This window comes from Nocardioides sp. (assembly GCF_036405735.1).
In the GTDB taxonomy this organism is placed as follows: domain Bacteria; phylum Actinomycetota; class Actinomycetes; order Propionibacteriales; family Nocardioidaceae; genus Nocardioides.
The window spans coordinates 43,834-58,394 of sequence record NZ_DASWXC010000095.1; the positions used below are offsets into that span (position 1 = coordinate 43,834).

Genomic DNA, 14,561 nt, shown 5'->3' on the forward strand with positions numbered 1-14,561 from the left:
ATCGTTCCAACCCCACGAGGAGTGCACCATGAGTGACCGCCTGAAGGCCCTCGCCGACGCCGGCGTCTCGATCTGGCTCGACGATCTCTCCCGAGAGCGCATCGAGACCGGGAACCTGGCGGAGGTCGTCGCGGAGAAGTCCGTGGTGGGAGTGACGACCAACCCCACGATCTTCGCCGCGGCGATCGCGAACGGCGAGCGGTACGACGCGCAGGTCCGCGACCTGGTCGCCGGGGGCGCCGACGTCGACACGGTGATCTTCGAGCTCACCACCGAGGACGTCCGCAACGCCTGCGACATTCTGGCGCCGGTCGCCGACGCCACCAAGGACGACGGCCGCGTCTCCATCGAGGTCGAGCCCACGTTGGCCAACGACACCGAGGCCACCATCGCCTCCGCGAAGGCGCTGTGGACGGCCGTGGACCGGCCCAACGCGCTCATCAAGATCCCGGCGACGCTCGAGGGGCTGCCGGCCATCACCGCGGCGATCGCGGAGGGCATCAGCGTCAACGTCACCCTGATCTTCTCCGTCGAGCGCTACCGCGCCGTCATGGACGCCTACCTCTCCGGGCTCGAGCAGGCGCGGGAGAAGGGTCTCGACCTGTCGACGATCCGGTCGGTCGCGTCGTTCTTCGTCTCGCGGGTCGACACCGAGGTCGACGCCCGGCTCGAGAAGCTCGGCAGCGACGAGGCGCTGGCGCTGCGTGGCCAGGCGGCCGTCGCCAACGCCCGGCTGGCCTACGCCGCCTTCGAGGAGGTGCACGCGGGCGAGCGGTGGCAGACGCTCGCCGCAGCGGGCGCCCACGCCCAGCGGCCGCTCTGGGCCTCCACCGGCGTGAAGAACCCCGACTACCCCGACACCCTCTACGTCACCGACCTGGTGGTCGCCGACACCGTGAACACGATGCCGGAGAAGACCCTGGCGGCGTTCGCCGACCATGGCGAGGTCAAGGGCGACCAGGTCAGCGGGCGCGCCGCCGAGGCGCAGGAGGTCTTCGACCGGCTCGAGGCAGCCGGCATCGACGTCACCGACGTGTTCCTGACGCTGGAGACCGAGGGCGTCGAGAAGTTCAAGGCCTCCTGGCTCGAGCTGATCGACACCGTGAAGGGCCAGATGGAGAAGGCGGGCGCCTGACCGTGGTCGGTGCCCCGGTGGACGCGACCGCGACCGAGGCCTGGCGCCGTCTCAGCGACCTCGCAGCGGGCTTCGCGCCCGATCTGCGCGGCTGGTTCGACGCCGACCCCGGCCGTGCCGAGAGACTGACCTTCCAGGCCGCCGACCTGTACGTCGACCTGTCCAAGGGACTCCTCGACGAGGCCGTGCTCGCCGCGCTGCTCGACCTGGCCGAGCAGGTGGGCCTGACCGAGCGTCGTGACGCGATGTTCCGCGGCGAGCGGATCAACGTCACCGAGGACCGCGCCGTGCTGCACACGGCGTTGCGGCTCCCCGCGGACGCGCCGGCCGGCCAGCGGCCCGCCGTCGACGGCCACGACGTCGTCCCGGACGTGCACGACGTCCTGCGTCGGGTCTACTCCTTCGCCGACCGGGTCCGCTCCGGTGAGTGGACCGGCGCCACCGGACAGCGGATCCGCACGGTCGTCAACATCGGCATCGGCGGCTCCGACCTCGGTCCCGTGATGGCCTACGAGGCGCTCGCGCCGTACCGGCACCCGGAGCTCGAGTGTCGGTTCATCAGCAACATCGACCCGACCGACACGGCGACCACGCTCGCCGGACTGGACCCCGCCACGACGCTGTTCATCGTCGCCAGCAAGACCTTCGGAACGCTGGAGACGCTGACCAACGCCCGGTTGTGCCGGAGCTGGCTGCTGGAGGGCCTCGGGGACGGTGTCGACCGGACGGAGGCGGTGGCACAGCACTTCGTCGCGGTGTCCACCGCGCTCGACAAGGTGGCGGACTTCGGCATCGACCCGGCCAACGCGTTCGGCTTCTGGGACTGGGTCGGCGGCCGCTACTCCGTCGACTCCGCGATCGGCACCTCGCTGGCAGTCGCGATCGGCCCGGAGCGGTTCACCGAGTTCCTCGCCGGCTTCCACGCGCTCGACGAGCACTTCCGAACCACCGAGACGGCCCGCAACGTGCCGGCCCTGATGGGGCTGCTCAACGTCTGGTACACCGACTTCCTGGGCGCCGAGACCCACGCGGTGCTCCCCTACGCGCAGCTGCTGCACCGCTTCCCCGCCTATCTGCAGCAGCTCACGATGGAGTCCAACGGCAAGGGCGTGCGCTGGGACGGCTCACCGGTCACCTCCCCCACCGGCGAGGTGTTCTGGGGCGAGCCGGGCACCAACGGGCAGCACGCGTTCTACCAGCTCCTGCACCAGGGCACCCGCCTCGTCCCGGCGGACTTCATCGCGTTCGCGACGCCGGCGTACCCCTTGCGCGACGTGCACGACGGGCAGGACGTCGACGTCCACGAGCTGTTCCTGGCCAACTTCGTCGCGCAGACCCGCGCGCTCGCCTTCGGCAAGACCGCCGAGGAGGTCCGTGCCGAAGGTACGCCGGAGCCGATCGTGCCGGCGCGGGTGTTCACCGGCAACCGGCCGACGGCCTCGATCATGGCCCCCGAGCTCACGCCGTCGGTGCTCGGCCAGCTGATCGCGCTCTACGAGCACATCACCTTCACCCAGGGCGTGGTCTGGGGCATCGACAGCTTCGACCAGTGGGGCGTCGAGCTGGGCAAGCAGCTCGCCCTGCAGGTCAGCCCGGCCGTCGCGGGGGACGCGGCGGCCGCTGCCGCGCAGGACCCGTCCACGCGCTCGCTCATCGAGTACTACCGCTCCCACCGGAAGGCCCGCCCGTGACCGAACCGCGCATCGAGGTCCACGACGGGCCCGACCAGCTCTCGACCGCCGTGGCGGGTGAGCTGCTCAACCGGCTCGCCGACCTCCAGGCCAGCGGCCACGTCCCGCACGTCGTGCTGACCGGTGGGACCATCGCCGAGACGATCCACCGCGAGATCGCCCGGCTCGCCCCTGCGTCGGGCGTCGACTGGGGCGCGGTGGAGGTCTGGTTCGGCGACGAGCGGTTCGTCGCCGGCGACTCCCCCGACCGCAACGTCGGCCAGGCCCGAGCCGCGTTCCTCGACGAGGTCGGCGTGCCCGCCCACCGGATCCACGCGATGGCGTCGACCGCGGATGCGGCAGACGTCGAGACGGGCGCGGCGGCGTACGCCGAGGAGCTGCGTCGCCACGGGCCCGGCCCCGCCGGCTTCGACATCCTGATGCTGGGTGTCGGCCCCGACGGGCACGTCGCCTCGTTGTTCCCCGGCTTCCCCCAGCTCGACGTCGAGGATGCCGACGCCGTGGGCGTCACGGGCTCCCCGAAGCCACCGCCGGAGCGGATCAGCCTCACCTTCGCCGCACTGAGGCGCTCCCACGCCGTCTGGTACCTCGTCAGCGGCGAGGGTAAGGCGGGCGCCGTCGCCAGCGCCCTCGGCGGCGCCGACCGGCACCAGACCCCCGCCGCAGCCGTGCAGGGCACCGAGGAGACGATCTGGTTCCTCGACCGCGGGGCCGCCTCGCAGCTGTAGCCGGCCCGTGAGGCGTTCACCACACCGAGGTTCCCTCAAGCCGGCCGGCGCGGCGACCGAACTGCACTGCGGAGGGTCGTGGGCCCTCGGCAGACCGGAGAGGCAGGCGAGCAGTTGTCCGCGTCCATCGCACCGTCGGGAGTCGAGCGCCGCTTCGGCCCCGACGAGGTCATCGTCAGCAAGACCGACCTCAAGGGCCGCATCACCTACGCGAACCCGGTCTTCTGCCGCGTCTCCGCGCTGACCGAGCCGGAGGTCCTCGGCCAGCCGCACAACGTGATCCGCCATCCCGACATGCCCCGCGGCGTGTTCCGACTGCTGTGGCAGACCCTCGCGGAGGGCCGCGAGATCTTCGCCTACATCCTCAACCTGGCCGGTGACGGCGCCCACTACTGGGTGCTGGCGCACGTCACGCCGAGCTTCGCCGCCGACGGCTCCGTCGTCGGCTATCACTCCAACCGGCGGCTGCCCGCCCCGGCGGCGGTCGGCGCGATCTGGCCGCTCTACCAGGAGATGCTGCGCGCCGAGGCGGGCCACGCGAACGCCGGAGACGCGGCCCAGGCCGGGCTCGAGGCGCTCGACCGGCTGCTCGCCGAGCGTGGCACCAGCTATGACGAGCTTGTCTGGTCGCTCACGACCGGGGCGGTTGCATGAGCCGGCGTACCCATCGCGAGGCCCGCCGCGACGCCGTCCGCGCAGACACCCCGGCGGCGTCCCGGGAGGCGATCCGGGCCTGGCGACAGGTGTGCGAGCGGGTGGCGAACGGCGACCTCGAGGCGCGCGCGATGGCTGTCGCCGGCACCGAGGGCGACCCGGACCTGCAGGGTCTGCGCTCGGCGATCAACGCGGTGCTGGACCAGGCCGACGCCTACGTCCGTGAATCGGCCGCCTCGTTGCAGGCGGCCAGCGAGGGCCGGTTCCACCGCCGCTTCCTGACCGCGGGCCAATCCGGCGCGTTCCGCAGTGGGGCCGAGACGATCAACCGCGCGACGACCGCGATGGCGACCACCCAGCGTGCGCTGGACGAGACATCAAACCGGCGAGCCGAGCTCGCCGACCGCCTCGACGACACCGTCGCGGCGGTCGCGCAGCAGGTCGCCGCCGCATCGGTCGAGCTGAGCGCCACGGCCGCCGGCCTGGTCGGGGCGGCCCACCAGGTCGGCAAGGAGGCCGAGGCGGCTTCGATGACGGTCAGCGTCCTGGAACGGTCCGCGCAGGAGATCCAGCAGGTCGTGGAGGTCATCTCCCGGATCGCCGCGCAGACCCGGCTGCTCGCCCTCAACGCCACCATCGAGGCCGCCCGCGCCGGCACCGCGGGCCTCGGCTTCGCGGTCGTCGCAGACGAGGTCAAGCAGCTCGCCGACTCGACCGCGGAGTCCACCGGTCGCATCACCACCCAGGTCGAGGCGATCCAGCAGGCGGCGCGGGCGAGCGCCAGCGCCATGGCGAGCGTGGACACCACCATGCAGGAGATGACGCCCATGGCGGAGGCCGTCGGCGTCGCCGTCGACGGCACCGGCAGCGGCCAGGGCCTGGCCCAGATGGCGGAGGTGCTGCGGGCGGAGGTGGGCGACTTCGTCGGCGAGCTGCGCCGCTCCTGACGCATCCGGTAGGTACGACGAGGGGCCGCCACCCCGACGGGTGGCGGCCCTTCGTCGTCGTCGCGAGGCGCTCTAGAAGATGATGTCGCCCGACTTGCGGCGCGAGCGCAGCAGCTGGACGGCCTCGTCGAGGATGTCGGCCGCCTCCTTGTCGGAGCGACGCTCCTTCACGTAGGCGAGGTGCGTCTTGTAGGGCTCGATCTTCGGTGCCGGCGGCGCGTTCTCCACGTCCAGGCCGGCCGGCAGACCGCACTTGGGGCAGTCCCACGAGTCCGGCGCGGTGGCCTCGACGGAGAACGTCACCACGGAGCGGTGCTCGCGGGCGCAGAAGTAGGTGACGGCCTTGCGCGGGGCGGCCTCGCCCCGCTCGGCCTCGCCCATCGGTCCGGCCCCGACCCGGCTACCTCGGATCGCGTTGCCTCCACCAGCCACTTGTGGGTCCTATCTCTCGAGGGAATCGCGTCGGTTACTCAGTAGGCCTTGATCAGGCCGAGCGCGATCACGCACGCGAACCAGATGACGCCGATGCCGACCGTGAGGCGGTCGAGGTTCCGCTCTGCCACCGAGGAGCCTCCGAGCGAGCTCGAGACGCCGCCGCCGAACATGTCGGAGAGGCCACCGCCCCGGCCCTTGTGGAGCAGCACGAGGAGGATCATCAGCCCGCTGGTGACCATGAGGAGGATGGTGAAGAGAAGTTCCACGCGGCGAATCCTACGTCAACGGCGGCGCTTCACAGCACCGGCATGTCGTAGTACCGGCAGATCGCCGCGAACTCGTCGGCCTGGAGGCTCGCGCCGCCGACCAGGGCACCGTCGACATCGGGCTGCGCCATGATCGCCGCGACGTTGCTGGCCTTCACCGAGCCGCCGTACAGGACGCGGACCGCGTCGGCCGCCTCGTCGCCGTGGCTCTTGCGGACGGACTCGCGGACGGCGTACGCCACCTCCTGGGCGTCCTCGGGCGTGGCGACCTCACCGGTGCCGATCGCCCAGACCGGCTCGTAGGCGATGACCATGCCGGCGACCTCCTCGGCCGTGAACCCGGCCAGGCCGCCCTCGACCTGGCCCGTGCAGTGCGGCACGTGGGCACCGTCCTGCCGGATCTCCAGGCCCTCGCCGACGCAGAGGATCGGCGTCATGCCGGCCGCCAGCGCCGCCTTGGCCTTGGCGTTCACGACCTCGTCGGTCTCGGCGTGGTACTCCCGCCGCTCCGAGTGGCCGACGACGACGTAGGAGCAGCCGAGCTTGGCCAGCATGCCGGCCGAGATCTCGCCGGTGTAGGCGCCCGACTCGTGGACGGAGACGTCCTGGGCGCCGTACTTGATCGCGAGCCGGTCGCCGTCCACCAGCGTCTGCACCGAGCGCAGGTCGGTGAAGGGCGGCACCACGACGACCTCCGCCTTGGCGAAGTCGTGGCGCTTGTCGGACAGCGTCCAGGCCAGCTTCTGGACCAGGACCACCGCCTCCTGGTGGTTCAGGTTCATCTTCCAGTTCCCCGCCATCAGCGGGGTCCGGCCCTGGTGAGGTGCAGCGGGCATGGTCAGGCTCCCTCGTCAAGCAGAACGTCGATGCCGGGCAGGGGCTTGCCCTCGAGGTACTCGAGGGACGCACCGCCACCGGTCGAGATGTGGCCGAACCGGTCCTCGGCGAAGCCGAGCGCGCGTACGGCGGCCGCCGAGTCGCCCCCGCCCACGACCGAGAGCCCGGGCACCCTTGTGAGGGCGTCGGCGACGGCACGGGTGCCCTCGGCGAACGCCGGCTGCTCGAAGACGCCCATCGGTCCGTTCCAGAACACGGTCCGCGCGTCCGCGAGCGCCGCGGCGAACGCGGCGCCGGACTCGGGGCCGATGTCGAGGCCGAGGGTGTCGGCCGGGATCGCGTCGGCAGCCACCACCCGGGCGCTCGCCTCGTCGCCGAAGCTGTCGGCGACCACGATGTCGGTGGGGAGCACGATCTCGACGCCGAGCTCCTGGGCGCGCTGCTGGTAGGAGCGCACGGTGTCGAGCTGGTCCTCCTCGAGCAGGCTCTTGCCGACCTCGTGGCCGGCAGCCTTGAGGAAGGTGAAGACCATGCCGCCACCGATCAGCAGCTTGTCGGCCTTGCCGAGCAGGTTGTCGATGACACCGAGCTTGTCGGAGACCTTCGAGCCGCCGAGCACGACGGCGTAGGGCCGCTCCGGGGTCTCGGTGAGCCGGCGCAGCACGTCGATCTCGGCCGCGACCAGGCCGCCCATCGCGTGCGGGAGTCGCTGCGCCACGTCGTACACGGAGGCCTGCTTGCGGTGCACGACGCCGAAGCCGTCGGACACGAACCCGTCCGCGAGTGCGGCGAGCCGGTCGGCGAAGGCGCCGCGCTCGGCGTCGTCCTTGCTGGTCTCGCCCGCGTTGAACCGGACGTTCTCGAGCAGCGCGACCTGGCCGTCGGTCAGCCCGCCGACGACCGCCTGGGCGGACTCGCCCACCGTGTCGGTGGCGAAGGCGACGTCGCGGCCGAGCAGCTCACCGAGCCGCTTCGCCACGGGGGCGAGGCTGTACCTCGTCTCGGGCTCGCCCTTGGGGCGGCCCAGGTGGGCGGTCACCACCACCCGCGCGCCGGCGTCGGCCAGCGCGCGGATGGTGGGGACGGAGGCCCGGATCCGGCCGTCGTCGGTGATCCGGTCACCGTCGAGGGGCACGTTGAGGTCCGACCGGACGAGGATGCGCTTGCCGCCGACCTCGCCCAGTCCCGCGTAGGAGCCCATGCGTCAGAGAGTCTCGCCGACGTAGGCGATCAGGTCCGCGAGGCGGTTGGAGTAGCCCCACTCGTTGTCGTACCAACCGGCGACCTTGACCTGGTTGCCGATGACCTTGGTCAGCGGCGCGTCGAAGATGCACGACGCCGGGTCGGTGACGATGTCGGAGGAGACGATCGGGTCGGTCGAGTAGCGCAGGATCCGGCCGTCGGCGGCCGCCTTGACGATCTCGTTGACCTCCTCGACCGACGTCTCGCGGGACGCCTCGAAGGACAGGTCGGTGAGCGAGCCGGTCGGGGTGGGCACGCGCAGCGCGTAGCCGTCGAGCTTGCCCTTCAGCTCGGGGAGCACCAGGCCGATCGCCTTGGCCGCACCGGTCGAGGTCGGCACGATGTTGAGCGCGGCGGCGCGGGCACGGCGCAGGTCCTTGTGGATGTTGTCCTGCAGGTTCTGGTCCGCGGTGTAGGCGTGGATGGTCGTCATCAGGCCCTTGTTGATGCCGAGGCCGTCGTTGAGCGCCTTCGCCATGGGCGCCAGGCAGTTCGTGGTGCACGAGGCGTTGGAGATGACGGTGTGCGTCTCGGCGTCGTACTGCTCGTGGTTGACGCCCATGACCACCGTGATGTCCTCGTTGGAGGCCGGCGCCGAGATGATGACCTTCTTCGCGCCGCCACCGTCGACGTGGGCGCGCGCCTTCGTCGCGTCGGTGAAGAAGCCGGTCGACTCGACGACGACGTCGACGCCCAGGTCCGCCCACTTCAGCGCGGCGGGGTCACGCTCGGCGAACGCGCGGATCTCCTGGTCGCCGACCTTGATCGCGTCCTCGGTGGCGGAGACGTCGGCGTCGAGGCGGCCGAGGATCGAGTCGAACTTGAGCAGGTGCGCCAGGGTCGCGTTGTCGGTGAGGTCGTTGACGCCCACGATCTCGATGTCGAGACCGGACGCGCGAACCGCGCGGAAGAAGTTGCGGCCGATCCGGCCGAACCCGTTGATGCCTACACGAACGGTCACTGCGGTAGCTCCTGCTCTGATGCGATGACGGAGGGTCGGTGGGTGCAGCCCGGTAGGGCCGACCACCCGACCCTACCGACTCGGCTTCGCGAACCAGAGCGCCCCCGAGGCCGTGTCCCGGCTGCTGGGACCGTTGGCACGATCCAAGGGACGCGACGCTGGTCACACCCGTCGCGAGTCGCAGGGTCAGGCGTCTTCCGCGAGCATGTCGGGCGTCAGCGACGCCTCGGTGTCCGGGATGCCGAGGTCCTCGGCCCGCTTGTCGGCCATCGCCAGCAGCCGGCGGATCCGGCCTGCGATGGCGTCCTTGGTGAGCACCGGGTCGTGGAGCTGGCCGAGCTCCTCCAGGGACGCCTGCTTGTGCTCCAGACGAAGCTGCCCGGCCTGGCGCAGGTGGTCGGGGATCTGCTCGCCGAGGATCTCCAGCGCCCGCTCGACCCGGGCCCCGGCCGCGACCGCCGCGCGCGCGGAGCGGCGCAGGTTGGCGTCGTCGAAGTTGGCGAGCCGGTTGGCCGTGGCGCGGACCTCGCGCCGCATCCGGCGCTCCTCCCAGGCCATCAGCGACTCGTGCGCGCCCAGCCGCGTCAGCAGCTGGCCGATGGCGTCTCCGTCGCGGATCACGACCCGGTCGACGCCGCGCACCTCGCGGGCCTTGGCCTGGATGCCGAGCCGCCGCGCGACGCCGACGAGGGCGAGCGCCGCCTCCGAACCGGGGCAGGTGACCTCGAGGGAGGAGGAGCGGCCCGGCTCGGTAAGCGAGCCGTGCGCGAGGAAGGCGCCGCGCCACGCCGCGACGGCGTCGCACGACCCGCCGGCCACGACCGCCGGCGGCAACCCGCGGATCGGACGGCCCCGGCCGTCGAGCAGACCGGTCTGGCGGGCCAGCGCCTCGCCGTCCTTCACGACGCGGACGATGTAGCGGCTGCCGCGCCGGATGCCGTTGCCCTGCACGATGGCGACCTCGGCGGCGTGGCCGTAGACGTCGGCGATGTCGCGGCGCAGCCGGCGCGCGGCCGCGCCGGTGTCCAGCTCGGCCTCGACGACGATCCGGCCGCCGGCGATGTGCAACCCGCCGGCGAAGCGGAGGGTGGCGGCCACCTCCGCCTTGCGGCAGCAGGGCTTCGTGATCTGGGTGCTCGAGAGCTCCGCCTTCACCTGACCCGTCATCGCCATGCGGGAATCCTTTCACGCGCGTCAATCAGCGACTCAATCATCGGGACCCCCGTCCCGGGCCATGATCCGGGCGTACGCCGCGGCCAGCTTGTCCGGGTCGTGCCGTGCGGTGCCGTCGCCGACGCTGACGTCGTCGAGCACCAGCGCGGCGCCGCACGCCGCGACGATCTCACGCAGCTCCGCGAGCCCGTCGGCCACGGAGCCGCGGTCGGCCAGCACGGTGTGGACCGTGAGGTCGGGCGCATGCTCCAGGAGTACGGCGAGATGGTCGGCCGGACCGAAGCCCGGGGTCTCCCCTGCCTGCTCGGCGAGGTTGAGCACCACGACGACGTGCCCGTGGGTGGTCGTGAGCGCCTCGCGCAGGCCCGGCACCAGCAGGTGCGGGATCACCGACGTGAACCAGGAGCCCGGACCGAGGAACACCCAGTCCGCCGCACCGATGGCGGCGACCGCCTCCGGGGCCGCCGGCGGGTCGGCCGGGACCAGCGCGACGGAGTCGATGACGCCGTCGGTGGTGGCGACCTGCACCTGCCCCCGGACAGAGGTCAGGGCGTGCGGGTCGTCGAGCAGCAGGCCGCGCACCTGGGCGCTGATGTCCATCGGGACCAGCGCCATCGGCAGCACCCGCCCCTTGGCGCCGAGCAGTCGTCCCACCCAGTCGAGCGCCTGGACGTGGTCGCCCAGGCGTTCCCACAGTCCGACGATGAGCAGGTTGCCGAGGCTGTGGCCCTTCATCTCGCCGTCGCCGGCGAACCGGTGCTGCAGCACGTCGGCCCAGGTCTGGCCCCAGTCGTCGCTGCCGCACAGCGCCGCGAGCGCCATGCGCAGGTCACCGGGGGGCAGCACGTCGAACTCGCGCCGCAGCCGGCCCGAGGACCCGCCGTTGTCGGCGACGGTGACGACGGCGGTCAGCTCGTCGACCGTGAGGTCGTCGACGAGGCGCCGCAGCGCCGACAGGGACGCGTGCAGGCCGTGGCCGCCGCCGAACGCGACCACGGCCTGGGCGCGGTCGTGCCGGGAGTCCCGGCTGGAGGTCGCCGTCACTCGCGCCCCAGGTCCCGGTGGATGGGCCGCGCCTCGAGCCCGAGCTCGCGCAACCGGCGCACGATCTCCTCCGCCATGGCGACGCTGCGGTGCTTGCCGCCGGTGCAGCCGACGGCGACCCGCATGAAGCGCTTGCCCTCCCGCAGGTAGCCCTCGGCCACACCGGCCAGGACCGGGACGTAGCCGTCGAGGAACTCCTGGGCGCCGGGCCGGGAGTAGACGTAGCCGGCCACCTCCGGGCTGTCGCGGCCGTTGCCGGGCCGGAGCTCGGGGATCCAGTGCGGGTTGGGCAGGAAGCGCATATCGGCGACGAAGTCGGCATCCACGGGGATGCCGTACTTGAAGCCGAAGCTGACCACCGACACCTTCAGGCGGGTCGTCTCCGGCGTACCGAAGGCCTCCGCGATGCGCGCGGTCAGCTGGTGCACGTTGAGGCTGCTGGTGTCGATGACGAGATCGGCCATCGACCGCAGGTCGGCGAGCACCACCCGCTCGCGCTGCAGGCCGTTGAGCAACCGGCCGCTGCCCTGCAGCGGGTGCGGTCGGCGGGCGGCCTCCTGGCGGCGCACGAGCACCTCGTCGCCGGCGTCGAGGAACAGCAGCGTCGCGTGCCGGCCCTCCACGCCGGCGTGGACGGTCGCCTGCAGCTCCTCGAAGAACGAGCCCGACCGCACGTCGACGACGACTGCGATGCGCTGCGCAGGACCGCGGGACTGGTCGACCAGTCGCACCACGTCGGGCAGCAGCGACGGCGGCAGGTTGTCCACGACGTAGAACCCGAGATCCTCCAGCTCCTTGGCGGCCGTGCTCCGTCCGGCACCGGTCATGCCGGTCACCACGACCAGCTCACCGGGCTCGGCCGGCTCGGGCTGCGCGGGATGCTCGGGCTCGCTCATCAGGACTCCTCGATCTCTCCGGTCGCCGTGTTGACCGCGACACCGGGAGCATTCTGGTCGACCGCGGCCTTGATCGCTGCCGCTGTGCCGGGTCCGATGCCGGGCACGGTGGCGATCTCCTCGATCGACGCCGCGCGCAGCTTCCTGAGCGACCCGAAGTGCTTGAGCAGTGTCTTGCGGCGCACCTCGCCGAGGCCGGGCACGTCGTCGAGGAGGCTCTCGACCATGGTCTTGGAGCGCCGGTTGCGGTGGTGGGCGATCGCGAACCGGTGCGCTTCGTCGCGGACCCGCTGCAGCAGGTAGAGGCCCTCGGAGCTGCGCGGCAGGATGACCGGGTCCTCCTGCGACGGCAGCCACACCTCCTCCAGCCGCTTCGCCAGGCCGCACACCGGGATGTCGTCGATGCCGAGCTCGTCCAGGGCGCGTACGGCGGCCGCCACCTGCGGCGCGCCGCCGTCGACGACCACCAGGCCGGGCGCGTAGGCGAACTTCCGCGGCCGCCCGGTCTCGGGGTCGACCAGCATTGGTCCCTCCCGAGAGCCCGACCCGGCGCCACCGATCTCCGAGGACGGCACCGACGTCGCCTGCTCGTCGAGCAGCCGCCGGAACCGCCGCGTGATGACCTCGTGCATCGCTCGGACGTCGTCGGACCCCTCCTGGCCGCGGATGACGAACCGGCGGTACTCGTTCTTGCGCGGCAGGCCGTCCTCGAAGACGACCATCGAGGCGACGATCTCCGAGCCCTGCAGGTGCGAGATGTCGTAGCACTCGATGCGCAGCGGTACCTCGGGCAGCTCCAGCGCCTCCTGGATCTCCTCCAGCGCCTGGTTGCGGGTGGTCAGGTCGGAGGCGCGCTTGGTCTTGTGCAGGGCGAGCGTCTGCGCGGCGTTGCGCGCGACGGTCTCCTGCAGTGACCTCTTGTCGCCACGCTGCGGCACCCGCACCTGGACCCTGCTGCCGCGCAGCTCCCCGAGCAGCTGCTCCACCTCGGCGTGGTCGGTCGGGAGCGCCGGCACCAGGATCTCGCGCGGGATGGCGTCGGGCTCGTCGGCGTAGAACTGGAGCAGGAAGTCCTCGACGAGCTTGTCGGTCCCGCCCTCCTCGACCCGGTCGGCCACCCAGCCGCGCTGGCCCCGGATCCGGCCGCCACGGACGTGGAAGATCTGCACCGCCACCTCGAGCGGGTCCTCGGCCAGCGCGATCACGTCGGCGTCGGCACCGTCGCCCAGCACGACCGACTGCTTCTCCAGGGCTCGCTCCATGGCACCGAGGTCGTCGCGCAGCCGAGCGGCCCGCTCGAAGTCGAGGGCGTCGCTGGCGGCGTACATCTCCTTCTCGATGCGCTTCATGAAGGCGGAGGTCTGACCGCCCATGAAGTCGCAGAAGTCCTCCACAATCCTGCGGTGGTCCTCGGCGCTGATGTTGCCCACGCAGGGAGCCGTGCACTTGTCGATGTAGCCCAGCAGGCAGGGTCGGCCGATCTGCTGGCTGCGCTTGAACACGCCGTTGCTGCACGAGCGCATCGGGAAGACCCGCAGCAGCACGTCGACGGTCTCCCGGATCGCCCAGGCGTGGCTGTAGGGGCCGAAGTAGCGGGTGCCCTTGCGCTTCGCGCCGCGCCCGACCATGACCCGGGGGAACTCCTCGCCGACCGTCACGGCCAGCCACGGGTAGGACTTGTCGTCGCGGTACTTGACGTTGAACCGCGGGTCGAACTCCTTGATCCAGGAGTACTCCAGCTGGAGCGCCTCGACCTCGGTGTTGACCACCGTCCACTCCACGCTCGCGGCGGTGGTGACCATCGTGGCCGTGCGCGGGTGGAGGCTCGGCAGCGGCTGGAAGTAGTTGGCGAGCCGGGCGCGGAGGTTGACCGCCTTGCCGACGTAGATCACGCGACCCTTCGGGTCCCGGAAGCGGTAGACCCCGGGCTGGGTGGGAATGTCCCCCGGCTTGGGCCGGTAGCTCCGCGGGTCAGGCACGTTCCAACCCTACGGTCCGCCGCCGACAGCCCCAGCGGCGACTCAGCAGCGACCCAGCGGCCCCGGAGGTACGGTCGACCCGTGAGCGAGCCCGGTCAGAACCTCGCCGTGCCGGCCGCCCCGGGACTCCCGACGGGCGCGACCATCCCGGCCGCCGAGCTGATCGAGCGCTTCTCCCGCTCCCCCGGCCCCGGCGGCCAGTCGGTCAACACGACCGACACCCGCGTCGAGCTGCTCTTCGCGCCGGGGCGCTCGACCGCGTTCACCGAAGCCCAGCGTGCTCGTCTGGTCCGCAACCTGGCCGGGGTGATGACGCAGGGCCACGTCGCGGTCGTGGCCTCCGAGCACCGCTCCCAGCTGCGCAACCGGGTCGCGGCCCGGGAGCGCCTGGTCGCCCTCCTGCGGGAGGCCGTCGCGCCACCCCCACCGCCCCGGCGCGCGACGAAGCCGAGCCGCGCCTCGCAGCGCCGACGCGTCGAGGCCAAGAAGCAGCTCGGGCGGACCAAGGCGCTGCGCGGCCGGGTCCGCGACGAATGAGTCGAGCGGCGGGCGGGTCGGAGCCCGGCGTCAGTG

At 72.0% G+C, this 14,561-nt stretch carries 15 protein-coding genes; 6 read left to right on the forward strand and 9 right to left on the reverse strand.

Going from position 1 to position 14,561, the window contains the following annotated elements; all coding sequences use genetic code 11:
• Positions 1-28 precede the first annotated feature (28 nt).
• The 5 genes from tal (at position 29) to VGE38_RS15250 (ending at position 5,155) form a co-directional block, all read left to right on the forward strand.
• Positions 29-1,135, forward strand: coding sequence for a transaldolase (tal, locus tag VGE38_RS15230; RefSeq protein WP_331143400.1), 1,107 nt, complete (start codon positions 29-31; stop codon positions 1,133-1,135).
• A gap of 2 nt (positions 1,136-1,137) precedes the next feature.
• Positions 1,138-2,826 carry a glucose-6-phosphate isomerase gene (gene pgi, locus VGE38_RS15235; RefSeq protein ID WP_331143401.1) on the forward strand — a complete coding sequence of 563 codons (1,689 nt, stop codon included), beginning with the start codon at positions 1,138-1,140 and terminating at the stop codon, positions 2,824-2,826.
• Positions 2,823-3,554 carry a 6-phosphogluconolactonase gene (gene pgl, locus VGE38_RS15240; RefSeq protein WP_331143402.1) on the forward strand — a complete coding sequence of 244 codons (732 nt, stop codon included), beginning with the start codon at positions 2,823-2,825 and terminating at the stop codon, positions 3,552-3,554. The genes pgi and pgl overlap by 4 nt, the downstream gene beginning before the upstream one ends.
• 114 nt (positions 3,555-3,668) lie before the next feature.
• Positions 3,669-4,208: a PAS domain-containing protein gene (locus VGE38_RS15245; RefSeq protein WP_331143403.1), complete on the forward strand. Its 540-nt coding sequence runs from the start codon at positions 3,669-3,671 to the stop codon at positions 4,206-4,208.
• The gene (locus tag VGE38_RS15250; protein ID WP_331143404.1) at positions 4,205-5,155 is read left to right on the forward strand and encodes a methyl-accepting chemotaxis protein; all 951 of its coding nucleotides are present in this window, start codon (positions 4,205-4,207) and stop codon (positions 5,153-5,155) included. Before VGE38_RS15245 ends, VGE38_RS15250 begins: the two co-directional genes overlap by 4 nt.
• A 72-nt stretch (positions 5,156-5,227) precedes the next feature.
• Here the strand turns inward: VGE38_RS15250 and VGE38_RS15255 are convergent, their stop codons facing one another.
• The 9 genes from VGE38_RS15255 to uvrC all read right to left on the reverse strand — a co-directional run bounded on the left by VGE38_RS15255 (position 5,228) and on the right by uvrC (position 13,988).
• On the reverse strand, positions 5,228-5,587 hold the full coding sequence (locus tag VGE38_RS15255) for an RNA polymerase-binding protein RbpA (RefSeq protein ID WP_331143405.1): 360 nt from the start codon (positions 5,585-5,587) through the stop codon (positions 5,228-5,230).
• 38 nt (positions 5,588-5,625) lie between these two features.
• Positions 5,626-5,856, reverse strand: coding sequence for a preprotein translocase subunit SecG (gene secG / locus VGE38_RS15260; RefSeq protein WP_331143406.1), 231 nt, complete (start codon positions 5,854-5,856; stop codon positions 5,626-5,628).
• A gap of 29 nt (positions 5,857-5,885) precedes the next feature.
• Positions 5,886-6,692 carry a triose-phosphate isomerase gene (gene tpiA / locus VGE38_RS15265; protein WP_331143407.1) on the reverse strand — a complete coding sequence of 269 codons (807 nt, stop codon included), beginning with the start codon at positions 6,690-6,692 and terminating at the stop codon, positions 5,886-5,888.
• Between the two features lie 2 nt (positions 6,693-6,694).
• On the reverse strand, positions 6,695-7,894 hold the full coding sequence (locus tag VGE38_RS15270) for a phosphoglycerate kinase (protein ID WP_331143408.1): 1,200 nt from the start codon (positions 7,892-7,894) through the stop codon (positions 6,695-6,697).
• A 3-nt stretch (positions 7,895-7,897) separates the two neighbouring features.
• Positions 7,898-8,896, reverse strand: a complete 999-nt coding sequence (gene gap / locus VGE38_RS15275; protein WP_331143409.1) for a type I glyceraldehyde-3-phosphate dehydrogenase — start codon at positions 8,894-8,896, stop codon at positions 7,898-7,900.
• A gap of 186 nt (positions 8,897-9,082) precedes the next feature.
• Positions 9,083-10,069 (reverse strand): DNA-binding protein WhiA, encoded by a 987-nt coding sequence (gene whiA, locus VGE38_RS15280; RefSeq protein ID WP_331143410.1) that lies wholly within the window; start codon positions 10,067-10,069, stop codon positions 9,083-9,085.
• A 33-nt stretch (positions 10,070-10,102) separates the two neighbouring features.
• Complete coding sequence (locus tag VGE38_RS15285) at positions 10,103-11,113, reverse strand: gluconeogenesis factor YvcK family protein (RefSeq protein WP_331143411.1); 1,011 nt, start codon at positions 11,111-11,113, stop codon at positions 10,103-10,105.
• Positions 11,110-12,009, reverse strand: coding sequence for an RNase adapter RapZ (rapZ, locus tag VGE38_RS15290; RefSeq protein WP_331143412.1), 900 nt, complete (start codon positions 12,007-12,009; stop codon positions 11,110-11,112). Before rapZ ends, VGE38_RS15285 begins: the two co-directional genes overlap by 4 nt.
• Positions 12,009-13,988, reverse strand: a complete 1,980-nt coding sequence (gene uvrC, locus VGE38_RS15295) for an excinuclease ABC subunit UvrC (protein ID WP_331143413.1) — start codon at positions 13,986-13,988, stop codon at positions 12,009-12,011. The genes rapZ and uvrC overlap by 1 nt, the downstream gene beginning before the upstream one ends.
• 81 nt (positions 13,989-14,069) lie before the next feature.
• Between uvrC and arfB the strand changes: the two genes are divergently transcribed.
• Positions 14,070-14,525, forward strand: coding sequence for an alternative ribosome rescue aminoacyl-tRNA hydrolase ArfB (gene arfB / locus VGE38_RS15300; RefSeq protein WP_331143414.1), 456 nt, complete (start codon positions 14,070-14,072; stop codon positions 14,523-14,525).
• Positions 14,526-14,561 lie beyond the last annotated feature (36 nt).